We start from the raw sequence: 25,196 nt of genomic DNA, 5'->3' as shown, positions 1-25,196 counted from the left end.
ACGGGACTCGGGGTGGGGGAGCGGATGCGGCACGGCCTGATGATCAACGACCGGTACCGGATGGAGTGTTGCATCGGCACCGGTGGGATGGGAGCGGTCTGGGCCGCCCAGGACACCCGGCTGCAACGGGACGTCGCCGTCAAGGTCCTGCTGCCCCGGATCGACGGCCTGGAGGACCAGGAGGCGCAGGCCCGCTTCGAGCGGGAGGCCCGCATCACCGCGCGGCTCCAGCACCCGAACATCATCGGCGTGCACGACTACGGCATCCACCGGGAGGCCGGTCTGGCGACGCCCTACGTCGTGATGAGCCTGCTCACCGGCCGGTCCGTCGCCGCTGCCCTGCGCTCGGGCCAACGCTTCGACCCGGCCCAGGTCGTGGAGTGGGGCGTGCAGATCTGCAACGCGCTGGCCGCCGCCCACGCGGTCGACGTCGCGCACCGGGACATCAAGCCCGCGAACCTCTTCCTGGCCCGGCATCCGGACGGCGCGGAAACGGTCGTGGTGCTCGACTTCGGGATCGCCGCCTACCTGATGGCCGGCCACACCCGGCTCACCCCCACCGGGAGCGGCGGCTTCGGCACCCCGGGGTACATGGCCCCGGAGCAGGCCGAGGGCCTGCGGGTCGACGGCCGCGCCGACCTCTACTCCCTCGGCTGCGTGCTGTACGTACTCCTCACCGGCGCCCCGCCCTTCGGGTTCCACGACAACCCGTACGCCGAGGTGGCTGCCCATCTGAACGGGCGGCCCGTGCCGCTGCGGTACCACCGGCCCGACCTGCCCGACGGCCTCGACCGCGTCGTCCTGCGGCTGCTGGCCAAGGATCCGGCGGACCGTCCCGCCACGGCCTCCGCCGTGGCCGAGGCGCTGCGGGCCGCTGTCGCCGGTCCGGCCGCCCCCGTCGCCACCGGACCGGCCACTCTGCTCGATCGGCCCTCGCCCCCGGCCCCGGCAGTTCGGCCGCCCACCGCGGCCGAACTGACGACGACCCACGAGCTGGCCGGCTCCCTCGGCCGGGAGGGTCGCCACAACGAGGCGGCGGCCCTGTTCGCGCAGGTGGCCGACGGCCGGGCCCGGTTGCTGGGCACGGCCCACGCCGACACGCTCAGGGCACGCAACAACCAGGCGTACAACCTGGGCGAGGCCGGGCAGTACCGGGAGGCGGCGCGGCTGCTGGAGCAGGTCGCGGCCGACCGGCACCACGCGCTGGGGCCGGACCACCCGCACACCCTCACCAGCCGGCACAACCACGCCTACTACCTGGGCGAGGCCGGGTTCCGGGGGGAGGCGGCGCGGCTGCTGGCGGCCGTGGCGGCCGACCGGGGTCGCGTCCTCGGCCCGGACCACCCGCACACCCTCACCGCCCGCCACAACCACGCCTGCAACCTGGGCGAGGCCGGGCACCACGGGGAGGCGGCGCGGCTGCTGGAGCAGGTCGCGGCCGACCGGCACCGGGTGCTGGGCCAGTTCCACCCGCAGACGGTCAAGTCCCGCAAGAGCCGCGCGATCCACGCCGCCCGGAGCTGACGTCCGAGGCTCAGGGGGAAACAGCCGGCGGGTCGTCGGCTCGTCGGGCCGTCGGGTGTCGGGGGTCAGAAGTCGGGATTCGGGAGACCCTGGTCAGGAGTCCGGGGTCAGCGCGCGGAGCAGCAGCAGGCCCTCGGCGGACGGGCTCCCGGGCGCGGCCTGGTAGACCACGAGCTGCTGGCCCGGGGCGCTGTTGACCGTCAGCGTCTCGTAGCGCAGGTCCAGGTCGCCGATCCGCGGGTGGTGGACCGGTTTGCCGCCGCCGGTTTTGCCGTGCACGTCGTGGCGGGCCCACAGGCGACCGAACTCCTGGCTCTTCAAGGAGAGTTCGCCGACAAGTTCGATCAGTCGACGGTCCTCGCGATCACGGCCGGCGGCCGCGCGCAGGGCGGCGACGGCGTCGTGGGCGGCACGGTCCCAGTCGCGGTGGAAGCTGCGGGCGGCCGGGTCGAGGAAGGTCATCCGGACCAGGTTGTCCACCGGGGCGAAGGCCGTGTACAGGGTCGCCGCGAGCCGGTTGAGGGCGAGGACGTCCAGGGCCGTGCCGACCACGAGGGCGGGGGTGTCCAGGCTGTCCAGGAGTTGCCGCAGCGCGGGTGACGGCAGCTCGGAGGCCCGGCGGGCGGGCCGATGGGCGGGACGCGGGGCGGCGAGCCGGAGCAGGTGCGCGGCGGCGTGCTCGTCGAGGCGGAGGGCACGGGCCACCGCGTTCAACAACTGGGGGGAGGGACCGCGTTCGCGGCCCTGTTCCAGCCGGGTGTAGTAGTCGGTGCTGACGCCCGCCAGCACGGCGACCTCCTCGCGGCGCAGCCCGGGGACGCGCCGGTGGCCTACCCGCGGGATGCCCACCCGGTCCGGGGTGAGCTGTTCCCGGCGGGCCCGCAGGTACTCGCCGAGGGGGTTGTCGCGGGTCCCGGCCCGCCCGGCCCGCGGCCGGTCGTCGTGGCGTGGGGTCCCGTCCGGGGACCGGTCGTCCCGTGGGTCCTCCACCCGCCGTCGGTCGGGGTGCCCGGGCGGGCGAGGGGGTTCGTCGGTGTGCATGCGGGCGAGGCTACGGGGCGGCCGGGGCGGTGCGAAGCCCTGAGCGGGGGTGGGCCGCACCCAGGAACAGCGCGGCCTGGAGCGGGTCGGGACCCGGTGCCAGCGTGGGGGCCGTGAGCAACGACCTGCCTCGCCCCCTCCCCGGCCCGTGCCCGGCGCACCCTCGAACGCACGTGCCCGATACCCGCCGGACGCCCGCCGCCCCTTCCGACGAACGGACCACCGTGCACCCCGTCCACCCTGTTCACCCCGTCCACCGCCCCACCGACACCGCCCGGCCCGCCCTGCTCGACCTGCTGCGCCGCTCCGACGGCGACCCGGCGCGGCGCATCCTGTTCACCGGCGCCACCGTCGTCACCATGGACCCCGCCCTCGGCACCCTGGCCACCGGCGATCTGCTGGTGGCCGGGAGCACGGTCGCCGCCGTCGGCCCCGATCTGCGGGCGGGCGGCGCTGCGGCGGACGCGGTGGTCGTCGACGCCTCCGGCACGGTCCTGGTGCCCGGGTTCGTCGACACCCACCGCCACGCCTGGCAGGGCCAGTTGCGCCGGATCATCCCCGACGTCGACGACCTGGCGGGCTACGTGGGTACCACACTGGCCCGGTACGCGCCCGCGTACCGTCCCGAGGACATGTACGTGGGGACGAGGCTGGCCGCCCTCGGCGCCGTCGACGCGGGCATCACCACGATGCTCGACTTCTCGCACAACTCCCGTACGGCCGCCCACTCCGACGCGGCGGTGCAGGCCCTGCTGGACAGCGGGATCCGCGGGATCCACGCGGCGATGGGGCCGCACTTCGGCGACTGGGACCGGCAGTGGCCGGCCGACCTCGGCCGGTTGGCCGACCGGTTCGGCGGCGGGCTGGTCACCTTCCGTCTGGCGGCCCTGGCGACGGCGGAGATCGCCGGCCCCGCACTGGCGTACGGCCCGGAGCTGGCCCGCGTCGCCGACGAGCTGGGTCTCGGCGTCAGCGTGGACGCGGTGTTCGGCCGGCCCTCCTCCGCGGCCGTGCTCGACTGGGAGCGCGAGGGCCTGCTCGGCGAACGGCTGACCCTGATCCACGCCACCGGGCTGACCGGTGAGGCGTGGCGGGCGATCGGGGCGAGCGGCACCCGGGTGTCGCTCGCCCCGACCTCCGAGGCCCAGATCGGTCTGGAGGACGCCGTCCCGGCGGTGGACGAGGCCCTGGCGGCGGGCGTCCGGCCCGGCCTGGGCCTCGATGTCGAAGTGGCTCTGGCGGGCGACATGTTCACCCAGATGCGGGCGCTGCACGCGATCCAGCGGATGCGCGCCGTCCATGCCGTCCACGCCGCGCGCGCGACTCCCGGCGCGGTCGGGTCGGCGGACCGGATCGGCGACCGGATCACCACCGTCGACGTGCTGGACTTCGCCACCCGCCAGGGCGCGGCCACCGTCGGTCTCGGTGCGACGACGGGCACGCTCACGCCGGGCAAGCAGGCCGACCTCCTGATGATCACCGCCGACGAGATCAACAACCTCCCGCTGAACGACCCCATCGGCACGGTCGTCCTCGGCGCGGACGCCCGCAACATCGACACGGTCCTGATCGCCGGCCGGGTCCGCAAGTGGGCCGGGCGCCTGCTGGACGTCGACCTCCCGGCCCTCCGGGCGGTGGCGGTGGCCTCCCGCGAGCACGTCTACCGCGCGGCGGCTGCTGCTGCCGCTGCGGCGGACGCGCCCGGCGGAGGCCGGTAGCCACGCGCCGTGGCGGCGGCCGGTCCCTCCGGGGCGGGGTCGGGGACCCGCGGGCCGACTGCCCGCCCGTGAACGGGGCACACGCTGCGGGACGGGTCGGGCCCGGCCCGTACCCGGGCGAACGCGACGAGTCCGCCCACGGCCCGGTGGGCGTGGGCGGACCTGGTGGGCGAGGGCGGAGAGGAGCGGGGCCATGACATTCCAGCACCCGGCACGCAAGGGGACGGAGGGGCGGCGCGGACGGTTCGAGCGGTTCGCCGAGCTGTCGTCGAACTTCACCAGTTCCCCGGTGTTCGCGGTGCTCTGCCTGGGGCTGGTGGTGGCGTTCTTCGCGGTCCACCTGGCGGGGCTGCCGATCGAGTGGCAGATCCTGGTGGGCGACTCGATGGCGGCGGTGACGCTGTTGCTGCTGGCCATGCTGAAGAACGCCGAGCGGCGGGCGGAGCACGCCGTCCAGCGCAAACTGGACGCGATCGCCCGGGCCCTGCTCGAACAGCAGGAGGGCGAGCCGGGCCAGGCGCACGAGGACCTCAGGGCCGCCGTCCGGATGGAGGAGCGCCTCTAGGAAGAAAGCGTCACCCCCGGCCCGCCCGGGTCGGGGCGGGCCGGAGCGGGGTGTCCGTCAGTCCGGCGGTTCGGCGGGGCTGTGTCGCCCGGGGTCGGTCCGGTCGGGGGCAGGCTGGTCCGGGTCCGGTTCGGGCTGCGGCTCCGGCGGCTCGGGCGGGACGGGCCGGCCGGGCGGGGCCGGCGGGTCGGGGGTCATGGGCGGCCGGCCCGGCTCCGGCGGTGTCGGCGGCACCGGCGGCGCGGGCGGCGGTGTCGGGGTGAGGTCGGGGTCCTGCGGGACGGGGACGGTGCCCATGGGTGCTGATCTCCTGTCGATCGGGGACGTGTGCGGTTCCTGCCCGGTCAGCCCGGGGCGTCCGGCGGCGGCATGGTCACTCCTTCCGTTCCCGGGGCCGAGCGCGGGGAGCGTGGGCCCAGGATTCCGCGCCCCAGGATCCGGGGGCGCGGAATCCTGGGGCGACCGCCCGTCGCCACCCGGCCGGCGGCCCGGCGCGCCCGACCGGCGAGTCCGACGAGGGCGTGCGAGGCGCGCTGCTGGACACTGCGGTCGCGGGCCAGGTGGTCGAACCGGCCGTGCGCCCCGAAGTCCCGTCCGCCGTCCACCGGGGAGAACAGGTTGTTCGGCGCCCCGGTCCGGCGCCCGCGGCCGTCCTGCTGGGAGGAGCGCCCGGTGTGCGCCAGGTAGCGGTCCAGGAGACCGGGCACGACGGCGTTCGCGACCAGGGTGGCCACCGTGCTGCTGCCGACCCAGTACTCCCGCCGGCCCGGGTGGTCCGCCGCGAACAGCACGGCGCGGGCGGCCACCTCGGGCTGGAAGACCGGCGTCACCGGCCGCGGCCGCTCCGGGAGGCGGGAGCGGGCCCAGTCGAACTGCGGGGTGTTCACGGCGGGCATCTGCACCATGGTGGTGCGCACCCGGGTGCCCGAGGCGAGCAGTTCGCACCGGACCGCCTCGTTGAAGCCCTGGACGGCGTGCTCGGTCCCGCTGCAGGCGCTCCGGTACGGGATGCCGCGGTAGGCGGCCGCCGAGCCGACCTGGACGACCACGCCGGTGCCCCGGGGCAGCATCCGGGCCAGGGCGGTCCGGGTGGCGAAGACGTAGCCGAGGTAGCTGACCTCGGTGACCCGCCGGAACTCCTCGGGGGTGATCTCGGTGACGGGGGCGAGGACGGACGCGAAGGCGGTGTTGACCCAGACGTCGATCGGGCCGAGCTCCTCCTCGGCCAGCCGGGCGGCCGTCTCCAGGGCCTGCGCGTCGGCGACGTCCGTCTCGACGGTGATGACCTCGGCGGCGCCCGCGAGTCTGGCCTCGCGCTCCGCCGCGTCCAGTCCGGCCCGGCCCCGGGCGATCAGCGCGAGGCGGTCCCCGCGGGCGGCGAAGGCCGCGACGCAGGCGCGGCCGATGCCCGCGCTCGCCCCGGTGATCACGACGGTGCGGGCCGTGGGTTCCAGATCTTCCATGCTCCCCGCCTGTCCCCGATCCGGGGAGGCAAACCAGGGGATTCCGGAGGCGGCGGCCCCGGCGGGCGCGGGCACGCGGTGGACGCCGAACACCTCCCGGTCCGGAGCAGTCAGGCGGACAGGAGTTCCGTGAGCCAGCGGTCCCAGTCCAGGTGCGCGGGCTCGCGACCGGCGGGGACGAGTTCCTCGGTCGCGGTGAGGAACCGCGCGAGCGGGCCGTACGGGACGTCCAGCAGCGCGGTCCCGTCCTGGCCGCGCAGGGCGACGAACAGGGTGTCGTCCGCGCCGGGCTCGATGTGGACGTCGCCCTCGCCGGCCGGCCCGCGCAGCCCGCGAAGCAGCAGTTCGCGGGACAGCACCCAGACCGCGTCGTGCGCGGCCGCGCCGAATTCCAGGCGGACGGCGTAGGGGTTGTCCGGGCTGTAGTGGCACTCGACGGCGAACTCCCGGCTGTGCGTGCCGTCGGTGATCAGTCGCATCACCACGCGTGCGGACACGTTGTCCATGCCTTGCCCTCCCTCTCGCCTGCGGTAGTCGCCGTGTGCCCCGCGGACGGCCCTTCACACCGCTGGTCCCGTACGAAGGGGTCATCGGATCCGGCCGTGGGAGCTCCGCGCCCCGCGTGGTGGGATCGCCAGGTGCGTCAGAAGCGGACGGCGACGGGCCGGGCGTCGATCTCGGCCCAGACGGTCTTGCCCCGCTCGTGCGGTACCACGCCCCAGCGGTCGCTCGCCTGCTGGACGATGTACAGGCCGTGTCCGCCGGGCAGGCCGGGGTGGTGCGGGCGGCGCGGCGCGGGCAGGGCCGGGGAGGTGTCGCTGACCTCGATCCGCAGTCGCGCGGGGGAGAGGTCGAGGACGAGTTCGAGCGGGCCGTCGGTGTGGAGCACGGCGTTCGCGGCGAGTTCGGCGACCAGCAGGACGACGTCACCGGCCTCGGGCCAGGCCCAGTCGGCGAGCGCGGCGCGGGTGAACTCCCTGGCCCGGGCGACGGGCTTGTGCTGCCCGGCGAAGGGCATCCGGCGGCGCTGGTGTCCGCCGGCGGGCAGCACCGCCCGGACGGACCCGACCGTGGTGCGCGTCTCGTCCAGGGTTTCCCGGCGAGTGTTCATGAACGGGTTCCCCTTCGGTTCGGCGCTCTCCGTCGGTCTGCTTCCCGTCCGGCTCCGGTTCATGCACCGCGTGCCCCGATCGCGCCACGCCGCTCGTCCGTCACCCGCGTTCACCGGGGTGCGGCGAGCGCGTCCGCGACCGACGGGTGGAGTGGGAACACCGTGTTGGCGCCGGTCAGCTCCAGCAGTCGCAGCACGGTGGGGGAGGCGGCCGCGAGGCGCAGCTCGGCGCCGGCCGCGACGGCTCCCATCCGGGCCTTCAGCAGCAGGTTGAGGCCGGAGGAGTCGCAGAAGGCGACCTGTTCGAGGTCGACCACGAGGACCCGCGGAGCGGTCCGCAGCGCCTCGTCGAGGGCCTGTTCGGCCGGGGCGAGGGTCTCGATGTCGAGGTCGCCCACGAGTACGCACACGGCGGCGCGGTCGGCGACCGACCGCAGCCCGGCGACGCCGGTTCCGGCCGCGCCGACGGCCTCGCGCAGGGCGGCTGCTGGGTCGTTCTGGGCCGGCATGGTCGTTCCCTCCACGGATGTCCCCTCCACTGTCCCCTCCACGGCCGTCCTCGCGACGGCTGTCCCGCGACGGTGGTCGGCACGGACTCACGCACCCGGCGTGGTCCGGTCGAACGGCGGCCGCCGGACACGGGTGGTGTCCGGCGGCCGGGTACCGCGGCCCGCTCAGCCGCCGTCGAGGCCGCGCCGCAGCTGCTGGAGCGTGCGGCTGAGCAGGCGTGACACGTGCATCTGGGACAGGCCGAGGCGGGCACCGATCTGGGACTGCGTCATGTCCTGGGTGAAGCGCATGGACAGGATCAGGCGGTCCCGCTCGGGCAGCGCGGCCACGAGCGGCTGGAGGGACACCAGGTCCTCGACCAGGTCGAGCCGGTGGTCCTGGTCGCCGAGGCGGTCCGCGAGCGGGCTGGTGCCCTCGTCGTCGCGGCCGCCGACCAGGTCGATGGAGTCGGTGTCGTGCGCGTTGGCCGCGGTGAGGCCCTCGACGACCTCCTCCGGCGACAGGGACAGGTGCTCGGCGAGTTCGGCGACGGTCGGGGCCCGGTCCAGGCGCTGGGAGAGCGCCTCCTGGGCCCTGGCGAGCGTGATCCGCAGTTCCTGCAGCCGCCGCGGCACGTGGACGGCCCAGGTGGTGTCGCGGAAGTGGCGGCGTATCTCGCCCAGGATGGTCGGGACGGCGAAGGTGGTGAACTCCACGCCGTGGTCGGCGTCGAAACGGTCGATCGCCTTGATCAGGCCGACCGCGCCGACCTGGAGCAGGTCGTCCGCGCTCTCGCGGTGCGAGCCGAAGCGGCGGATCACGAACCGGACCAGCGACAGGTTCATTTCGACCAGGGTGGAGCGCACGTAGGAGTACTCGCGGGTGCCCTCCTCCAGGGTGGAGAGCCGGGCCAGGAGCGTCCGGGTGAGCTCCCGGGCGTCGGCCGGTGCGACCTCCCGGGGGTCCTCGACACCGGCGAGCTCCGGGAAAGCCGTCCGGGTCGGGGCGGGTGCGGCGGCCGTCGACGGGCCGGTCCGGTGCTCGGGCGTGGCAAGGAGGATGTTGTCACTGGTCGTGGCCATGCCGGTCCTTTCCCTCGGTGCTGCGGTCCGTCCCCCGGTACCCGCTCCCGCGGTTTCCACGCCCACTTCTCATGTGAATGATTCGTGAAGGATCGATTCGAACCTGCGTGCGCCGTGTCGAGTCTCACGGACGCCGGAGGCCGGGCCCGGACGGGGGCGGCCACGGCCCGGCGGCCGGGCCGCCGTTCTCGTACGCGCCCATGCCCAGGGTGCGTTCCAGCTCCTCGATCCGATCCCGGACCGCCTGCGGGTCCGCTCCGCCCGGACCCGGCCCGGCGACGAGGCGCCTGAGCAGCAGCACGGGGACGACGGTCACCCACAGCACCCCGGCGAACAGGGCGACCGCCTCGACGTGCTGACGCTCCCGGCGCTCGAACTCGGCCACCGAGCGTCCGCCCGCCGAGCCCCCGGCGCTTCCGTCGAGGTAGCAGGCCCTGCCGCGTTCGAAGACGGTGCGGGCCGTCACCACCGCGCCGAGTCCGTATCCGCCGAGCACTCCCATCCACACCCACAGCACCGCCGATCGCCTCCCGCCCGTCGGACGCTTCCCCGGTCGGCCCCCGTATGCCCCGAAGTCACCGCCCGTAACGGGCACTGGCGATCCCGGCCCGGGAGACGGGCCGGCGGAACCGGGCGAACGGCGGGGCGTCGTAGGGCGGGGCATGATCCGGCGGAACCGGGGCACCCGAGCCGTGAACCGTTCCCCAACGTGAGGAGTCCGCAGTGTTCGGCCTGATTCTGGTCCTCCTTCTCGTCCTCCTCCTGTTCGGCCTCGGCTTCGCACTGAAGGTGCTGTGGTGGGTCGGCCTGGTCGTGCTCGCCGTCTGGCTGCTCGGCTTCATCGCCCGGGGTACCACGTCCACCGGCAGTCGGGGGCGGTGGTACCGCTGGTAGCCGCTCCGCGCCACACCTCCGGTGCCCGTCGGCCGCCCGGCCGACGGGCACCGGCGTGTCCGGGACGCGGCGGAGCCGGGGTTCTCGCGTCAGTGCGCGGACGGCGGTTCGGGTGCCGCCGTGGACGGCGCCGGGAGCGAGACGGCCGGGAGGGACGCCGCCGGGACGGTTGCGGCCGGGAGGGGCACGGCCGGGAGGGACGCCGTCGGACCGGAGCCTGCCTCGGCCCGGTGCCCGTCGGCGGGCCAGCGCAGCAGGGTGGCGAGGAGTTCGGAGACCGTCGGACCGGCGTCGGCCGGATGCCGCAGCTGCTTGCTGGCGATCACGCTGTAGTGGTTGGCGCGGCCGCGGCGCTCGTGGCTCAGGTAGCCGGCCTGTTCGAGGTCGGTGATGATCCGCTGCACGGCGCGCTCGGTCAGCAGGCACAGGTCCGCGATGTCCCGCACCCGGATGCCGGGGTCGCGGGCGATCTGGACCAGCACGCGGGCGTGGTTGGTCAGGAAGGTCCACTGCCGCTCGGTCCCCGCGCCGTTCTCCATCCCTCCACCATAGGACGGATCATTCACGACTGCTGAAACACGACAGCGAATTCGTGCAATGGTTGACATGTCTGCCGATCGGGCCAACAGTGGAGGGACCGCCGCCCCGGTACCGCTTCCGCAGCGGATCCGCGCGGCGGCCGCCCGACCGGAGGTGATGTACGTGGACCCGATCAGTAGGGAAGGTCTTGCGCGGCTCGAACACCTGCTGGCCGAACGCGTCGGCGCTCCCGGCGAGCACGGCGAGAACGCGGGCCGGGTGGAACCCCTTCGAAGGCAGGTGCGCCACGCCGTCACCGGCATCGACGCCTACCTCGGCGCGGTGGAGGCCGGCAGTTCCGCAGCGGGACTGCACGAGCGGGCGCTCGACCTGTGGCACGGGCTGGAGCGGATCGCGGCCGGGCTCCCCGAGCCCGCCACCGGCGCCGTCCGACTGCCCGGCCAGTCCGCTGCTCCGTCCTCGTCCCCTTCTCCGTCCCCTTCTCCGGCGTGAGGAGCAGCACGTGCTGGCCTCCATGAGGGCGGAGACCGTCCGGATCGGCGACGCGCTGGTGTGCGTCTTCGCCGGCGACATGACCCTGGACAGCGAGCCGGTCGCGGCCCGGACGCTCGCGGCCGCCTTCGACAGCCGGCCGGCCCTGCTCGCCGTCGACCTCGCCGGCGTCGAGCTGTTCACCTCCACCGGCCTCAACCTGCTCCTGATCGCCCGCCGCCGCGCGCTGGCCGAGGGCGTCCCGCTCGTGCTGGTCGCTCCGTCGCCGCGGACCGTCCGGACCCTGGAACTCACCGAGACCGACACCCTGTTCGTCGTCCACGCCACCGTCGACGAGGCCCTGCGGTCGCACCGGCTGCCCACCTGAGGACCTGGCCCGCGCCCGGCGGGACCGGCCGGCCGCCGCCACGCGGGCGGGCCCGGGGCCGCCCGACGGACAGGCGGCCCCGGGCCCGCGGCGCAGGGGCCGGTCAGAAGCGGCGGCCGCCGTAGAACGGGCTGTAGTAGAGGGCGTAGCGGTCCTGGAAGTCGGGGCCGCGGTCGGTGTCGTCGACGCCCAGGGTGGGGCTGTTCTTGACGTCGTCCTTCGTGCGGTCGATGTAGACCTTCTGTTCGCCGATCTCGATCCGGATCACCGTGCCGGCGGGGAGCAGCACCAGGCGGCCGAAGATCCACGGGCCGGTGTCGACGACCATGTACTGCGAACCCATCGCCTCGGAGAGGCGGTCCACCTTGCCGACGGAGCCGTCCACGGCCTCCACGTGGAATCCGATCAGGTCGGTCCCGGCGGTGTGGCCGGAAGTGTCACGGAACTGCCAGAGGTTGACGCCCTCGCTCATGTGTCCTTCTCCCTTCCGTCGTTCGGGCCGGTGGTGCGCCCGGTCGGGTTGGCCTTCGCCGCTCGGGTGCCCCGGTCCGCGGAATCCATGCCACCTTCCCGGCGGGCGGCTGCCGGGAAGGTGTGCCCCGGCCCGGGCGGGAAAGGCGAGGCGGCGGACCGGGCGCGGTGGCCCGGCGGTGGAGCGGACGGGAGAGCGGGACATGGGGTGGAGTCCGGTACGACTGCTGGTGGCGGCGCTCACGGCGGTGCTGCTCGCGTACGGCCTGGACCGGGCCGAGCGGTCGCTGGTGCGGCGGGTGAGCACCGACGGCGGGGCGACCGGGGTGCCGCGGGTGCTGGCCCGGTGCCGGCGGCCGCTGCTGGCGCTGACGGCGTGCCTGCTCCTGCTCGGCGCGCTGCCGTGGATCGACGCGCCGCCCACCGCCGGGGACGCGCTGCGGCACCTGGTGGTGATCCTGGCGATCGCCGCCGGCGGCTGGCTCGGTGCCCGGGTGGTGGCGCTGCTGGTGGACGGGACCGTGCGGCTCGCGGTGCACCGCCGTGACCCGGCGTGGGCTGGCCGGGCCCGGACCCAGGCCGATCTGCTGGGCCGGATCTGCCAGGCGGTCGTGGCCCTGGCGACGCTGGGCGCGATCCTGATGACCTTCCCGGCGGTGCGCGGGGTCGGGACGAGCCTGCTCGCCTCGGCGGGGCTGGTCGGACTGGTGGCGGGGGTGGCGGCGCAGAGCACGCTCGGCAACGTCTTCGCGGGTGTCCAGATGGCGTTCGGCGACCTGGCCCGGATCGGCGACGTGGTCGTGGTCGCGGGGGAGTGGGGGACGGTGGAGGAGATCACGCTGACGGCGGTGGTCATCGCCACCTGGGACCAGCGGCGGATCGTCATGCCGATGTCGTACTTCGTGGGCCGTCCGTTCGAGAACTGGTCCCGCCGGACCAGCCGGATCACCGGCACGGCGCTGCTCCACCTCGACCACCACGCCCCGGTCGGGAAGCTGCGCGAGGAGTTCGACGCCTTCCTGTCCGGGGAGCCGCTCTGGGACGGCGAGGGCAGCGCCCTCCAGGTGGTCGACACCACGCCCACCACGATCGTGGTCCGGGCGCTGGCGACCGCCGCGAACGCCGAGGACGCCTTCGAGCTCCGCTGCCGCCTGCGCGAGCACCTGATCGGGTACCTGCGGGACAACTTCCCGTACGCCCTGCCCCGGGTCGCCGTGACCGACGCGGCACCCGGCCCGGTCCCCCCGCGCTGGGGGACCGGGCCGGAGGAGGGGGCTCGGGGGGAGGCTTAGGCGGCCCGCTCGCCCTCGCCCTCGGCGTCGATGTGGGGGAGGATCCGGTCGAGGAAGCGGGGGGTCCACCAGGCGGCGGAGCCGAGCAGGGTCATCACCGCCGGGACGAGCAGCAGACGGACGATGGTGGCGTCCACCAGCACGCTGACGGCAAGGCCGAGGCCCATCATCTTGATCACGATGTTGTCGCTGACGATGAAGGCGGCGAAGACGCTCACCATGATCAGCGCGGCGCAGGAGATCACCCGGGCGGTGATCTCCAGGGCGTGGGCGACGGCGTCCTGGCTGCGGCCGGTGCGCAGCCACGCCTCGTGCACCCGGGAGAGCAGGAAGATCTCGTAGTCCATGCTCAGCCCGAAGACGATCGCGAACATCATCATCGGCACGTAGCTCTCGATCGGGACGTCGCCGTTCACCCCGAGGGCCGGGCCGCCCCAGCCCCACTGGAACACCGCAACCAGGACCCCGTAGGAGGCGGCGATCGACAGCAGATTGAGCACGGCCGCCTTGACGGCGACCAGCAGGCCGCGGAAGACGGCGAGGATGATCAGGAAGGCGAGTCCGACCACCACCGCGATGATCAGCACCAGCCGGCTCGACACGATGTCCAGGAAGTCCACCTGGGCGGCGGTGTTGCCGGTGACGTAGGTCCTGGCGCCGGTGCCGGTGACCGAGTCCGGCAGCACGGTGTCCGACAGGTTGTTGACCAGGTCGGTGGTGGCCCGCTCCTGCGGCGAGGTGGCGGGGACGACGGTGTTGAACAGCACCACGCCGTCCGGGCTGAGCTGCAGCGGGCCGACGCTGGCCGCGCCGGGCAGTCCGGTGAGGGCCTGCTGCACGGCGCTCTGGACGCCCGGCCGGTTCTCGGCGGGCACGGCCGACTGGTCGACGACGAGGGTCAGCGGGCCGTTCGAGCCGGGGCCGAAGGCTTCCGACATCAGGTCGTAGGCGCGCCGGTCGGTGAAGTCGGTGGAGTCGGCGCCGTCCCCGATGTGGCCGAGCTGGATGGAGAACAGCGGGATCGCCAGGATCCCGAGCGCGACCACGCCGGCGATCAGGTACCACCAGGGGCGCCGCTCGACCCGGCGGGCGTAGCGGTGCCAGACGCCGGTCTCGGCGCCCTCCTCACCGTTGCTCTCGGCGATCGGGCGGCCGACCGTGATCCGGTCCATCCGGCGGCCGATCAGACCCATCAGCGCCGGCAGCAGGGTGAGCGCGCCGAGCACCGCCGACACCACGGTGACCGCGGCGGCGATCCCGAGCTTGGCCATGAAGGAGATGCCCGACACCGACAGCCCGGACAGCGCGATGATCACGGTGCAGCCGGAGACCAGCACCGCCCGGCCGCTGGTGGCCACCGCCTGCCCGGCCGACGCGACCGGGTCCACCCCGTCCATCAGGTTCTGTCTGTGCCGGGTGAGCAGGAACAGCGCGTAGTCGATGCCGACCCCGATGCCGATCATGGTCGCCAGGGTGGGCGCGACGGTCGCGAAGGTGGACAGGGCCGCGATCAGTCCCAGCGCGCCCAGGCCGACCACCGCCGCGAACAGCGCCGTCACCAGGGGCAGCCCGGCCGCGATCGCGCTGCGGAAGCCGACCAGCAGCACGACGATCGCCACCGCGAAGCCGATCACCTCGCTGAGCCGGTCGTCCGGTTCCGGCTGGGCCAGCTCGCCCAGCGGCCCGCCGTACTCGACCTGGACGCCGGCCTCCCGCAGCGGGGCCACCGCCGCGTCCACGCCGTCCAGGTAGTCCGGGTCGAGGAGGGTCGGATTGGTGTCGAAGCGGACGGTGATGTAGCCGGTCAGGCCGTCCGCGGCCAGCGGTCCGCCGGGCGGGGCGGGCTGCCCGGCGGGCGGCAGCGGGCTCTGCGCGCCCAGCACGTGCGGCAGCTGGGTCAGCGAGCCGATCGCCTGGGACACCTGCGGGGCGAAGCCGGTGAGCGGCTGGGCGTCGTGCAGCACCACCTGGGAACTGGTGCCGGCGGCCGCCGGGACATGCGCCTGGAGGACCTGCTGGCCCTGCTGCGCCTGGGAGCCGGGGAGCGAGAAGTCGTCCGAGTACTCGCCGCCGACGGTCTTGTTCGCCGTCTGGACGGCGGCCAGCGCCACGATCCACAGCACGATGACCAGCACGGAGTGGCGGGCGCACCACTCACCCAGCCGGCGCAGCCCCGCGCGCTTGGCCGTCGGCGCGGCGGCGGAGGGGCCGCGGCGGCCGGACGGCGGCGTGGCCCGGGGATCGGACGGCGGATCGGACGGCGGCATGAAGGCTCCCGGTCTTCGGCGTGGTTGTGCACCGATCCGGAGCAGCGTCCCCGGGCCGCCGCGCCGCCCACGCCCGTACTCGCCGGTAGTCGCCCCGCCGGCGGTGCCGGGGCCGGGCGCGGCCGGGGTGGAGGGGCCGACCTGCCGGACCCTCCACCCCGGCGGCCGGGTCAGGACGCGGAGGGAGCCGCCGCCTCGCGCAGCCCGCCGTCGGACAGGTGCAGCCTGCGGGTCACCCCGATCCGCTCCAGGAACCGCTCGTCGTGGCTGATCACCACGAAGGCACCCCGGTAGGCGTTCAGCGCGCTCTCCAGCCGGCCGACGCTCACCAGGTCGAGGTTGTTCGTCGGCTCGTCCAGGAGCAGCAGGTGCGGCGCCGGGGCCGCGCACAGCACGCAGGCGAGGGTGGCGCGCAGCAGCTCGCCGCCGGACAGCAGCCCGACCGGCAGGTGGGCGCCGGCACCCCGGAACAGGAACCGGGCCAGCAGGTTCATCCGCTCGGCCTCCGGCCGCTCCGGGGCGGCCGCGGCGAAGTTCTCCGCGACCGTGCGGTCCGGGTCGAGCAGGTCCAGCCGCTGGGACAGCCGGGCGATCCGGCCCTCGGCCCGACGGGTGGTGCCGCCGTCCGGGGTGAGGCTCCCGTCGAGCAGCCGCAGCAGGGTGGTCTTGCCCGAACCGTTCGACCCCGTCAGCGCGATCCGCTCCGGACCCCGGACGGTCAGGTCGACGCCGGGGCCGGCGAACAGCTCCCGCCCGCCGAGCCGGACCCGCAGCCCCTCGCCGAGGAACAGGGTGCGGCCGGCCGGCACCTGGGTGTCCGGCAGCTCCACGACGATCCGCTGCTCGTCGCGCAGCGCCCGCCCGGCCTCGTCCAGCCGCGCCCTGGCCTCGTCGACCCGGCCGGCGTGCACCTGGCCGGAACGGCCGGCGGCCTCCTGCGCGCCGCGCTTCATGGTGCCGGCGAAGATCTTGGGCAGCCCGGCGTTCTTCAGGTTGCGGGCGGCGTTGCTCTGCCGGCGCTCGGCCCGCTCACGGGCCTGCTGAAGCTCCCGCTTCTCCCGCTTCAGCTCCTGCTCGGCGCTGCGGACGTTGCGCTCCGCGGCCTCCTGCCCGGCCCGGACGGCCTCCTCGTACGCGGTGAAGTTGCCGCCGTGGAAGTGCAGCCCGCCCCGGTCGAGCTCGGCGATCCGGTCCGTCCGGTCGAGCAGCTCGCGGTCGTGGCTGACCAGCAACAGGCAGCCGTGGAAGTCGTCCAGGGCGTCGTAGAGCCGGTGCCGGGCCTCGCGGTCGAGGTTGTTGGTGGGCTCGTCGAGCAGCAGCACGTCGGGGCGCCGCAGCAGCTGGCCGGCCAGGCCCAGCGAGACGATCTGGCCGCCGCTGAGGGTGTCCAGGTCACGGTCCAGGGCGAGGTGGCCCAGGCCGAGGCGGTCGAGCCGGTCGCGGGTGCGCTCCTCGATGTCCCAGTCCTCGCCGATGACGGTGAAGTGCCGCTCGTCGACGTCCCCGGCCTCCACCGCGTCGATGGACCGGATCACGTCGGCGACGCCGAGGACCTCGGCGACGGTGAGCCCGGCGGTCAGCGGGAGGGACTGCGGGAGGTACCCGAGGAGGCCGTCCACGGTCACCGACCCGGCGGAGGGAAGCAGGTCACCGGCGAGGAGCCGGAGCAGGGTGCTCTTGCCGCTGCCGTTCGGCGCGACCAGGCCGGTCCGGCCGGGGCCGACGGCGAAGGAGAGGTCCTGGACGACGGGGGTGTCGTCGGGCCAGGAGAAGGACAGGTTGGTGCAGACGACGGAAGCGCCGGACATGGCGGTGACCTCGCGGAGTGACGGGGCGGGGCAGCACACACCCGCCCGGGGTGCCGGACAAAGGGGAGAAGGGGACGACAAGCTGGCCGCGGCAGCGGTGCTTCGGCGCACCGGCGAGCGGCCTGTCGGCTCCGGGTATCACCCGGAGATGTCGTCGTCCACCACCATGTCCGGTCTCCTTGAGGAAGTGATCACAGAAAAGATCAACGGTCCCGGCAGGCTAACAGTCGGGGATGTCGGCTGCCACCCGATTTACGCCGCCGGGGGCCCCGGGCACCTGACGAGCCGTCACCGTCCGGGCGGCACAGGCCCTCTCGACGCGACCGGCCCGCGGCGGCATGCTCGTCCCCGTGCGCGGCCCGACCGCCGCGCGCCCGCGTCACCCGACCGAAGGAGCCCCCGTGGAACGACTCGTGCTGGACCCGACCGGTCGCGACCGCGACGCCGAGACCGCCGAGCTGTTCGAACGCGGTCCGGCGACGCCCATCGACATCCTGGGGGTGCGGGCCTGGGCGGTGGCCGATCCGGAGCTGCTGGAGGAGCTGCTCAAGGACCCCCGGGTGTCCAAGGACGGCCTGCAGCACTGGCCGGACTTCGCCGAGGTCGTCCCGACCTGGCCGCTGGCGGTCTGGGTGGCGGCCCGCAACATGTTCACCGCCCACGGCGCGGAGCACCGGCGGCTGCGCCGACTGGTCGGCACCGCGTTCTCGGTCCGCCGGATCAACGCCATGACCGAGCAGGTCGAGCAACTGACCGCCGTCCTGCTCGACGAGCTGGCCGCGATGCCGGCCGGCACCCCCGTCGACCTGCGCGAACACCTCGCCTACCGGCTGCCCATCCAGGTCATCGCCCGGCTGCTGGGACTCCCGGACGCCCTCGCGGACAGCTTCCGCACCACTGTCGACCGGGTCTTCGACACCACCCGCACCGTCGAGGAGGCCGTCGCCAACCTGACGACCTTCTACGGCATGCTGGACGAGCTGATCGCCACCAAGCGCCGCGAGCCCGCCGACGACATGACCTCGTTGCTGATCGCCGCCCGGGACACCGGCGACGGCGAGGGCGGGGAGGACGGGTCGGGCGGGGCGGAGGGGTCGGGCGGGGCCGCCGGCGCCTCGGCGCTGACGGAGGAGGAACTCCGCGACACCCTGCTGCTGGTCGTCTCGGCCGGCTACGAGACCACCGTCAACCTGATCGACAACGCCATCGCCGCGCTGCTCACCCACCCGGAACAGCTCGCCCTGGTCCGCAACGGCAAGGTCGGCTGGGGCGACGTGGTCGAGGAGGCGCTGCGCCGCGACGCGCCCGTCGCGCACCTGCCGCTGCGCTACGCCGTCGAGGACATCGAGCTGCCCGGCGGGACGGTCCTGCGCAAGGGCGATCCGATCCTGGCCTCCTACGCCGCCGCCGGCCGCCACCCCGTCCGCTACGGCGAGGACGGCGCCGTCTTCGACGTCGCCCGCGCGGTCAAGGAGCACCTGGCCTTCGGCCACGGCCCGCACTTCTGCCTCGGCGCCCCACTGGCCCGGCTGGAGGGGGCCACCGCGCTGCGCCTGCTCTTCGAGCGGTTCCCGGACCTCGCCCTCGCCCCGGACACCGAGCTGCGGCCGGTCGAGTCGCTGATCTCCAACGGGCACCGCGAGCTCCCGGTGCTGCTGGAGGGGGTGCGGTAGGTACGGCGAGCAGGAGGACGACGGGCCGCCGCGCGCCGCGCCCCCGGGAACGTCCCCCCCGGGGGCGCGGCGCGCGGCGGGCTCCTGAGGAGGGGCCGGGCTCACTGCCCCATGACGTACTTCACGGTCGGCCCGGTGGTCCAGCCGCCGTCCACCGCGAGTTCGGCGCCGGTCACGTAGGACGCGTCGTCGGAGAGCAGGTACACCACGGCGGTGGCGATCTCGGGGGCCTCGCCGACGCGGGCCATCGGGGTGTTGGGGTAGTTGCCCTCACCCTGCTTTATGCCGACCGCCGCCGTCATCGGGGTGTAGGTCATGCCCGGGTGCACCGAGTTGACCCGGATCCGCTCGGTGCCAAGCTCGACCGCGCCGATCTTGCTGAGGCCGCGCACGCCCCACTTGGAGGCGCCGTAGCCGGCGGTCAGGGCGAGGCCCATCAGGCCGGCCGCCGAGGAGATGTTGACGATCGAGCCGCCGCCGGCCGCGCGCATCGCCGGGACGACCGTCTTCATCCCGATGAACACACCGGTCAGGTTGACGTCCAGCACCTTGCGGAAGTACGCCACGCTCTCGTCCGCGAGCAGGGTGCCGGTGGAGATCCCCGCGTTGTTGACCAGACCGTGGACCGCGCCGAACTCCGCCACCGCGTGGTCCACCACGCGCTGCCAGTCCTCCTCCGAGGTCACGTCGTGCCGCACGAACCGGGCCCGTCCGCCCAGCTCGGCGACGGTGGCCAGGCCGTCCTCCTCCAGCACGTCGGTGACGACCACGTTGGCGCCGGCCGCGACGGCCAGCCGCGCGGCCTCGGCGCCGAGGCCCTGGGCGCCACCGGTGATGATGACGGTCTTGCCGGTCAGGTCGTTCATGACGTGCTCCTGGAGGGGGTGGGGGCGGAGAGCATGGCGGCGGACATCGCCACCAGGTCGGCGAGGAAGGTCTCCTCGTCCGTCAGGGGGGTGGCGGCGGCGAGGTACTGCCGCGCCCGGTCGGCCAGCGCCGCGCCGATCAGGGTCAGGGCGAGGTCGAGCCGCTCCAGCCGGATCGGCTCCGGAAGGCCGGCGATCCGCTCCTCGGTGAGCGCGATCAGCCGCCAGTAGCCGCCGCCCGCGAGGGTGGGGTGCGGGGTCCGGGTGCGGACCCCGCTGCTGTGGCTGACCTGCGCCGAGATCCGCAGGCAGCGCCGTCCCTGCTCGGTGCGCAGCTCGGTGGCCTCGGCGGTGACCAGGGCGTCGAGCAGTCCGGGGAGGTCCTGCTCGGCCAGGGTGGGGAGCCTTGGCGCGAGTGCCCGCTCGGTGCGGTCCTGCCGGGCGGCCATGATCGCGTCCAGCAGCCCTTCGCGCGAGCCGAAGTGGTACTGCACGGCGGACGGGTTGCTCTGTCCGGCCAGCCTGACGATGTCCTTGGTGAGCGAAGCCTCCACACCCCGGGTGGCGAAGAGTTCCTCCGCCGCCCGGAGCAGCCTCTCGCGGGTCTCGTGGCCCGCCGACGTCCTTGCCATGCGCCCAAGATTAATACTGGGCATTATTAATCGCAAAAGCGCCCGTCACCGGGGACGGGCGGTGCCGGGGCGCGTGGCTGGGGACAGGCCGGGGTACCCCGGCCTGTCCCGTCCGGATCCGTCAGCCCCTGTCGTCCTCGCCCCGGTCGTCGCCGTTGCCCCGGTGGTGCCCGACGGAGGCGGCGAATGCCTGGGAGTCCTCGGCCGCCGGAGCGCCGGGGCCGTCCACCAGGTTGCGGCTGGTCGAACCGAACACCACCGTCCGGCCCGCGGCGTCCACGAAGGGTTCGTTCGACGAACCGTTGCCGAGCGAGCCGTCGGCGGCGGTGGAGACCCGCTCGGTGCGGCCGGTGCGCAGGTCCTGGCGGTAGATGTCCCAGGCCGTGTGCTGCGGGCCGGCCACCAGGTTGTCGGCGGCGGACTCGAAGTAGAGCCAGCGGTTGTCGGCGGTGATCGAACCGTGGTCCGAGGAGCCGAGCGAACTGGTGCCCGGCAGGCCGCCGCTGACCTTGGTCACGGTGCCCGTCCGCAGGTCCCGGACGTGGATCACCGTGTGGTAGCGGTGACCGTTGGTCGAGCCGCCGGGCTCGGCCAGGGTGTAGATCGCGCGCCGCCCGTCGGGGCTGATGGTCGCCGCGAAGCTGGAGACGCCCACCGTGCCGTCGGTGCCCGTGCTGACGGCGGTGAGACGCCGGGTGGGCACGTCGTAGACGTAGTAGGTGGCGGCGGTCGGGTGGGAGGCGAGCGACGCCGCGGCCCCCTGCGGAACGATCCGGCGCGCGGCCTCGGCGGCGCCCGGGGTCGTCTCCACGTCCTCGGGGGCGGGGGGCTGGTCCTGCGGCAGCAGCTCGGAGAGCGAGGAGAAGCCGATGGTGCGGCCGTCCGCGCTGATCGTCGGGTGCACCGAGAGGCTCTCGCCCGGCTTGCCGTTCACGTCCCGGGAGATCAGCCGGGTGGTGTGGGTCCGCCGGTCGGTGAGATAGACGTTGTACTTCCAGGTGTACGGCCGGGCCAGCGAGGGGTCGGCGCCGTCCGCCGGGGGGTCGGTGTCCACCACCGTCGGGTCCAGGTCGGTCCGGGAGGACACGAACGCCACGTACCGGCCGTCCGCGCTGATCGAGGGCGCGTACGAGGCGTGGTACTGGTCGGTGTCGGTCCTGGCCGCGCTGCCGCTGATCAGTTCGGTGTGCCCGGTCCGGCGGTCCCGCAGGTACACCTCGGTGCGTCCGGTCACCCTCGGGTCGGCCGTCACGCCCTCGGAGTCGCTCTCGAAGGCGACGTACCGGCCGTTGGCGTTGATCGCCACGTAGTCGGTGAAGCCGTCCAGCGGCTGGTCCGAGTCGGAGAGGTTGACCCGCTCCGTGCGCCCGTTGCGCAGATCCGTCACATAGGCGTCGCGCCCGCCCTTGCTGGGCTGTTCCACCAGGTTCGTGCCCCAGGAGGTGAACAGGGCGAAGCGGCCGTCGGCGCTGACGCCCTGGCCGAACGACTGCCCGTCGGGCGCGGTGCCGTTCACCCCGTTGCTGATCTGGACGGTGTCGCGGGCCACCGGCCGGGCCGTGGCCTGGGCCGGAGCGGCGGTGGCCGCGATCACGGCGGCCGCGGCCAGCACACCGCCGCCCGCGAGCCACCGGTTGCGGGACGTCCGGTTGGTACGTGTCATCAAGTCTTCCCCTCAGGTCGCCCGGCCGGGCTCCCTCCCGGTGGCGGGCTTTTCGGGAAAGCCAATCCTCGGCGCGGCCGGTCGTCAACGATCGAGGAGGATCCGGGGTGAAAGATACGTCAACTGACTTATAGGGCCGAATTATTACCTGACCTTGGGGCTGGACTTCCACCGGCGGACAGGCTGTCGCGCCGCCCCGTCGCGGTGCCCGTCCGCCGCCGCCGACGCGCGGAGCAGCAGCCCAACGGTGGCACCCTCCCACCGCCCCCCGGCGGCCGATGTCACAATCGCCGCCCTTGCGCAGTCATAGGGGAGGAGACCGCGAGAACGGAGTACACCGTGCGGGAGACGAACTGGCGCGAGTCGGCCCGGTGCCGGGGCACGGACCCCGAACTCTTCTTTCCCATCGGCATCGGCACCGGCTTCAAGACACTCGCGCAGAACGACGAGGCGAAGGCCGTGTGCGGCCGTTGTCCGGTGTCGCGGGAGTGTCTGGACTGGGCGCTGAACGTCGCCGTGGAGGGAATCTGGGGCGGGACGACGGAAACGGAACGCCGTGCGATCCGCCGGCGCGGGGCGTGAACCCGGCCTCGGCGAGTCCTTCGGGAGCCGTCCTCAGGGGCGGTCCGGGAGGACGGCGACGGCGAGCGGGAGGTGGCCGACGGGGAGGCGGGTGGTGCGGCCGGAGGCCGTGTCGACGACGGTGAGGCCGTCCCAGCCGCCCTCGCGGGTGAAGCCGCCGGAGACGTACGCGGTGCGGGCGTCGGGGGAGAGGGTGACGGTCTCGTGCGGGCCGTCGAGCGGAACGAGGCGTTCACCGCCGTCGGGGGCGCGGACGGTGAGGGTCGGTCCGGCGTCGACGGCGGGGTCGATCGGGCCGGTGCCGACGACGTAGAGGGTGCCGTCGGGGGCGGCGGTCACGCCGTGCTGGTGGGTGTTGGCGGTCATCGGCTCGACGGTGACCCGGCCGGTCGACGGGTCGACGACGGCGAGGCGCTCGCCCTCGAAGGGCAGCAGCAGTGCGCCGTCGGAGGGGCGGACGGCGGCGTAGTGCGGCTTGAGCCAGGAACCGAGCCCGCCCTCGGTGCCGTACGGCGCGACCTCGATCCGGCGGGTGGTCCAGGTGGTGGTGTCGACCGTGGTGACGTCGAAGGAGTCGTGGTCGGTGACATAGACCTGGCGGCCGTCGGCGGAGACGTCCACGTCGAAAGGACGGCGGCCGACCGGGACCACCTGGACGACCGTCCTGGTCGCGGTGTCGACGACCTCCAGGGTGCCGTTGCCGCCGGGTACGTTGACGCCGACGTAGGCGCGGGTGCCGTCCGGGGAGAGCGCGATGCCCATGCCGCCGCCCCGGTACTCACCGGTGGTCACCGGGCCGGTACGGGTGGTGTGGGGAACGAGGGCGGTGCGGGCGCGGGCACGGGTGTCGACGGCGGCGACGCCCTCGGCGGTGGCCACCCAGGCCGTGCCGTCGGGGGCGACGGCGAGCCCGTACGGGGCGGTGCCGACCCGGACGGAGCCGAGGTCGGCGGCGCCGCCCGGGCGGGAGGGGTCGACGAAGGTGACGGTGTCGGCGCCGAAGTCGGTGACGAGCAGGGTGGGGGAGGGGGCGCGGGAGCCATCGGCCGGGGCGGGCGTGGGGGTGGGCGCGGGAGTGGAGGTGGGCGTGGGCGCGGCTGTCGGAGCGGGGGCGGACGTCGGCGCGGGCGCGGGGTCCGGGGTGCCGCAGCCGCCGAGCAGCGCGGCGGTCAGCGCGGTCGGGACGGCGATGCGGGCGAGTACGGCACGGGTGGTCACGGCTCCTCCTCGGACTGGTCCGCCTCCCACCCTCCACCCTCCGGTCCCGCCGGGGAATCGGCGGCTCGGCCCCTCCGCTGGCGACGGTCGGTGGACGGCGGTGTCCTCCGATCGGTCGATCCCCCCGGCCGGGAGTCCCCGGGAGACTGGGTGGTTCCCCTCCACCAGCGCCGTCGCACCGAGAGAGGCCCACCCGCCATGGCCGGACCCACCGCCCCCGTCGTCACCGCCTTCCGCAACGTCCGCCCGTACGGCGCCGAACGGGCCGTCGACCTGTACGCCGTCGACGGCCTGCTGGTCGACCGCCTGCCGGACGGCGCCGAACCGCGGCTGGTCGACGGCGCGGGCCGGATCGCGCTGCCCACCCTGGTGGACGCGCACATCCACCCGGACAAGACGGCCTGGGGCGAGCCCTGGTACAGCCGCCGCCCGGCCGGGTCGCTGCCCGAGTACGTGGACGGCGACGTCGACCTGTACCGCCACCAGCGCACCCCGCTCGTCGACCGCGCGCACCGGCTGCTCGCCCACGCCGTGGCCTCGGGGACCCGGGCCGTCCGGGCGCACGTGGACGTCGCCCCCGCCTTCGGCCTGGCCGGGGTGACCGGGCTCGCCGAGGCGCGGGAGCGGCTGGCCGGGGTGCTGGACGTGCAGCTGGTCGCCTTCCCGCAGCACGGCGTCCGCCGCGCGGCCGGGGCCGGGGCACTGCTGGCCGAGGCCGCGGCGAGCGGGCTGGTCGACGCCGTCGGCGGCATCGACCCGGCCGGCTTCGACGGCGGGTCGGACGGTGAGGGCCCGGCCCAGCTCGACCTGGTCTTCGACCTCGCCGAGCGGTACGGGTTGCGGGTGGACGTCCATCTGCACGACCGGGGCGACCGGGGGCTCGGCCCGCTGCGCGACATCGCCGCGCGGACGAAGGCCGCCGGTCTGGCCGGCCGGGTCGTCGTCAGCCATGCCTTCTGCGTCCCGGAGCTGACCGGCGGCCCGCTCGAAGAACTCGCCGGCCTGCTCGCCGGTTCGGGCGTCGGCCTGACCACCGTCGCCCCCTCCGCGCACCAGGTGCTGCCGTTCCGTGAACTCCGTTCGCACGGAGTGCGGGTGGGCCTCGGCTCGGACGGCGTGCGGGACTCCTGGAGCCCGTACGGCAACGCCGACATGCTGCACCGGGCCCACCTGCTCGGCTGGACCACCGACGCCAGGACGGACGAGGACCTCGCCGCGTGCTTCGCGCTGGCCGCCGACGGGGGCGCCGAACTGCTCGACCTGCCGCGCGCCACCCTGGCGCCGGGCTCGCCCGCCGACTTCATGCTGGTGTCCGGCGAGTGCCTCCCGCAGGTCGTCGTCGACCTGCCGCCGCGCGAACTCGTGGTCCGGGCCGGCCGGGTGGTCGCCCGGGACGGCCGCCTGCCGGACTGAGGGACCGTCTCCCCGACGGGGGCGG

General features: G+C 74.5%; 26 protein-coding genes. 10 read left to right on the top strand and 16 right to left on the bottom strand.

Annotated elements, in window-relative coordinates; all coding sequences use genetic code 11:
- Positions 1–24: 24 nt before the first annotated feature.
- Positions 25–1,524, top strand: a complete 1,500-nt coding sequence (locus ACIQ9P_RS08535; RefSeq protein WP_402351823.1) for a tetratricopeptide repeat protein — start codon at positions 25–27, stop codon at positions 1,522–1,524.
- Positions 1,525–1,617: 93 nt separating this feature from the next.
- Here ACIQ9P_RS08535 and ACIQ9P_RS08530 read toward each other — a convergent pair whose 3' ends face one another.
- Entirely contained in the window at positions 1,618–2,565 is a 948-nt protein-coding gene (locus ACIQ9P_RS08530; protein ID WP_402351821.1) for a helix-turn-helix domain-containing protein, read from the bottom strand.
- 224 nt (positions 2,566–2,789) lie between these two features.
- On the opposite strand from ACIQ9P_RS08530, the gene ACIQ9P_RS08525 reads away from it, so the two are divergent.
- Both ACIQ9P_RS08525 and ACIQ9P_RS08520 read left to right on the top strand, forming a co-directional pair.
- Complete coding sequence (locus ACIQ9P_RS08525) at positions 2,790–4,283, top strand: amidohydrolase family protein (RefSeq protein WP_402352705.1); 1,494 nt, start codon at positions 2,790–2,792, stop codon at positions 4,281–4,283.
- A 193-nt stretch (positions 4,284–4,476) separates the two neighbouring features.
- The gene (locus tag ACIQ9P_RS08520) at positions 4,477–4,848 is read left to right on the top strand and encodes a low affinity iron permease family protein (protein WP_402351818.1); all 372 of its coding nucleotides are present in this window, start codon (positions 4,477–4,479) and stop codon (positions 4,846–4,848) included.
- A 57-nt stretch (positions 4,849–4,905) separates the two neighbouring features.
- Here ACIQ9P_RS08520 and ACIQ9P_RS08515 read toward each other — a convergent pair whose 3' ends face one another.
- From ACIQ9P_RS08515 to ACIQ9P_RS08485, 7 genes are all read right to left on the bottom strand, one after another.
- On the bottom strand, positions 4,906–5,145 hold the full coding sequence (locus ACIQ9P_RS08515) for a hypothetical protein (protein WP_402351815.1): 240 nt from the start codon (positions 5,143–5,145) through the stop codon (positions 4,906–4,908).
- A gap of 47 nt (positions 5,146–5,192) precedes the next feature.
- Entirely contained in the window at positions 5,193–6,311 is a 1,119-nt protein-coding gene (locus ACIQ9P_RS08510) for an SDR family oxidoreductase (protein ID WP_402351812.1), read from the bottom strand.
- Between the two features lie 110 nt (positions 6,312–6,421).
- Positions 6,422–6,817: an SsgA family sporulation/cell division regulator gene (locus ACIQ9P_RS08505; protein ID WP_402351809.1), complete on the bottom strand. Its 396-nt coding sequence runs from the start codon at positions 6,815–6,817 to the stop codon at positions 6,422–6,424.
- A 137-nt stretch (positions 6,818–6,954) separates the two neighbouring features.
- The gene (locus tag ACIQ9P_RS08500; protein WP_402351806.1) at positions 6,955–7,422 is read right to left on the bottom strand and encodes an ATP-binding protein; all 468 of its coding nucleotides are present in this window, start codon (positions 7,420–7,422) and stop codon (positions 6,955–6,957) included.
- 110 nt (positions 7,423–7,532) lie between these two features.
- Entirely contained in the window at positions 7,533–7,931 is a 399-nt protein-coding gene (locus ACIQ9P_RS08495) for an STAS domain-containing protein (RefSeq protein ID WP_402351803.1), read from the bottom strand.
- A 165-nt stretch (positions 7,932–8,096) separates the two neighbouring features.
- Positions 8,097–8,993, bottom strand: a complete 897-nt coding sequence (locus ACIQ9P_RS08490) for an RNA polymerase sigma factor SigF (RefSeq protein WP_402351800.1) — start codon at positions 8,991–8,993, stop codon at positions 8,097–8,099.
- 124 nt (positions 8,994–9,117) lie between these two features.
- Entirely contained in the window at positions 9,118–9,510 is a 393-nt protein-coding gene (locus ACIQ9P_RS08485) for a hypothetical protein (protein ID WP_402351798.1), read from the bottom strand.
- A gap of 206 nt (positions 9,511–9,716) precedes the next feature.
- Here ACIQ9P_RS08485 and ACIQ9P_RS08480 point away from each other — a divergent pair, with 206 nt between their 5' ends.
- Positions 9,717–9,887 carry a hydrophobic protein gene (locus ACIQ9P_RS08480; RefSeq protein WP_402351795.1) on the top strand — a complete coding sequence of 57 codons (171 nt, stop codon included), beginning with the start codon at positions 9,717–9,719 and terminating at the stop codon, positions 9,885–9,887.
- An 89-nt stretch (positions 9,888–9,976) separates the two neighbouring features.
- On the opposite strand, the gene ACIQ9P_RS08475 is transcribed toward ACIQ9P_RS08480, so the two are convergent.
- On the bottom strand, positions 9,977–10,426 hold the full coding sequence (locus tag ACIQ9P_RS08475; protein ID WP_402351792.1) for a MarR family transcriptional regulator: 450 nt from the start codon (positions 10,424–10,426) through the stop codon (positions 9,977–9,979).
- Positions 10,427–10,493: 67 nt separating this feature from the next.
- Here ACIQ9P_RS08475 and ACIQ9P_RS08470 point away from each other — a divergent pair, with 67 nt between their 5' ends.
- Together ACIQ9P_RS08470 and ACIQ9P_RS08465 are read left to right on the top strand one after the other, a co-directional pair.
- Complete coding sequence (locus ACIQ9P_RS08470; RefSeq protein WP_402351788.1) at positions 10,494–10,919, top strand: hypothetical protein; 426 nt, start codon at positions 10,494–10,496, stop codon at positions 10,917–10,919.
- Positions 10,920–10,929: 10 nt separating this feature from the next.
- The gene (locus ACIQ9P_RS08465; protein ID WP_402351785.1) at positions 10,930–11,286 is read left to right on the top strand and encodes an STAS domain-containing protein; all 357 of its coding nucleotides are present in this window, start codon (positions 10,930–10,932) and stop codon (positions 11,284–11,286) included.
- A 103-nt stretch (positions 11,287–11,389) separates the two neighbouring features.
- Here the strand turns inward: ACIQ9P_RS08465 and ACIQ9P_RS08460 are convergent, their stop codons facing one another.
- Positions 11,390–11,758 (bottom strand): PRC-barrel domain containing protein, encoded by a 369-nt coding sequence (locus tag ACIQ9P_RS08460; RefSeq protein ID WP_402351782.1) that lies wholly within the window; start codon positions 11,756–11,758, stop codon positions 11,390–11,392.
- Positions 11,759–11,960: 202 nt separating this feature from the next.
- On the opposite strand from ACIQ9P_RS08460, the gene ACIQ9P_RS08455 reads away from it, so the two are divergent.
- A complete protein-coding gene (locus tag ACIQ9P_RS08455; RefSeq protein WP_402351779.1) occupies positions 11,961–13,049 on the top strand; it encodes a mechanosensitive ion channel family protein in 1,089 nt (362 codons plus the stop codon).
- On the opposite strand, the gene ACIQ9P_RS08450 is transcribed toward ACIQ9P_RS08455, so the two are convergent.
- Both ACIQ9P_RS08450 and ACIQ9P_RS08445 read right to left on the bottom strand, forming a co-directional pair.
- Positions 13,046–15,316: an MMPL family transporter gene (locus ACIQ9P_RS08450; RefSeq protein WP_402351776.1), complete on the bottom strand. Its 2,271-nt coding sequence runs from the start codon at positions 15,314–15,316 to the stop codon at positions 13,046–13,048. The two genes, ACIQ9P_RS08455 and ACIQ9P_RS08450, sit on opposite strands and share 4 nt — an antisense overlap.
- Before the next feature lie 170 nt (positions 15,317–15,486).
- Positions 15,487–17,124 carry an ABC-F family ATP-binding cassette domain-containing protein gene (locus tag ACIQ9P_RS08445; RefSeq protein ID WP_402351773.1) on the bottom strand — a complete coding sequence of 546 codons (1,638 nt, stop codon included), beginning with the start codon at positions 17,122–17,124 and terminating at the stop codon, positions 15,487–15,489.
- Between the two features lie 401 nt (positions 17,125–17,525).
- Here ACIQ9P_RS08445 and ACIQ9P_RS08440 point away from each other — a divergent pair, with 401 nt between their 5' ends.
- A complete protein-coding gene (locus ACIQ9P_RS08440) occupies positions 17,526–18,797 on the top strand; it encodes a cytochrome P450 (RefSeq protein WP_402351770.1) in 1,272 nt (423 codons plus the stop codon).
- A gap of 101 nt (positions 18,798–18,898) precedes the next feature.
- Here ACIQ9P_RS08440 and ACIQ9P_RS08435 read toward each other — a convergent pair whose 3' ends face one another.
- The 3 genes from ACIQ9P_RS08435 to ACIQ9P_RS08425 form a co-directional block, all read right to left on the bottom strand.
- The gene (locus tag ACIQ9P_RS08435) at positions 18,899–19,663 is read right to left on the bottom strand and encodes a glucose 1-dehydrogenase (protein ID WP_402351767.1); all 765 of its coding nucleotides are present in this window, start codon (positions 19,661–19,663) and stop codon (positions 18,899–18,901) included.
- Positions 19,660–20,295, bottom strand: a complete 636-nt coding sequence (locus ACIQ9P_RS08430; protein ID WP_402351764.1) for a TetR family transcriptional regulator — start codon at positions 20,293–20,295, stop codon at positions 19,660–19,662. Before ACIQ9P_RS08430 ends, ACIQ9P_RS08435 begins: the two co-directional genes overlap by 4 nt.
- 121 nt (positions 20,296–20,416) lie before the next feature.
- Complete coding sequence (locus ACIQ9P_RS08425) at positions 20,417–21,958, bottom strand: TolB family protein (RefSeq protein ID WP_402351761.1); 1,542 nt, start codon at positions 21,956–21,958, stop codon at positions 20,417–20,419.
- A 339-nt stretch (positions 21,959–22,297) separates the two neighbouring features.
- On the opposite strand from ACIQ9P_RS08425, the gene ACIQ9P_RS08420 reads away from it, so the two are divergent.
- Complete coding sequence (locus ACIQ9P_RS08420) at positions 22,298–22,540, top strand: WhiB family transcriptional regulator (protein WP_402351758.1); 243 nt, start codon at positions 22,298–22,300, stop codon at positions 22,538–22,540.
- Between the two features lie 33 nt (positions 22,541–22,573).
- Here the strand turns inward: ACIQ9P_RS08420 and ACIQ9P_RS08415 are convergent, their stop codons facing one another.
- Complete coding sequence (locus tag ACIQ9P_RS08415) at positions 22,574–23,758, bottom strand: YncE family protein (protein ID WP_402351755.1); 1,185 nt, start codon at positions 23,756–23,758, stop codon at positions 22,574–22,576.
- Between the two features lie 198 nt (positions 23,759–23,956).
- On the opposite strand from ACIQ9P_RS08415, the gene ACIQ9P_RS08410 reads away from it, so the two are divergent.
- Positions 23,957–25,171, top strand: coding sequence for an amidohydrolase (locus ACIQ9P_RS08410; protein ID WP_402351752.1), 1,215 nt, complete (start codon positions 23,957–23,959; stop codon positions 25,169–25,171).
- The last annotated feature ends 25 nt before the right edge of the window (positions 25,172–25,196 follow it).

It is taken from the genome of Kitasatospora sp. NPDC094019, from assembly GCF_044764505.1.
Lineage (GTDB): Bacteria > Actinomycetota > Actinomycetes > Streptomycetales > Streptomycetaceae > Kitasatospora.
This window is presented reverse-complemented; position numbering and strand designations above follow the sequence as displayed.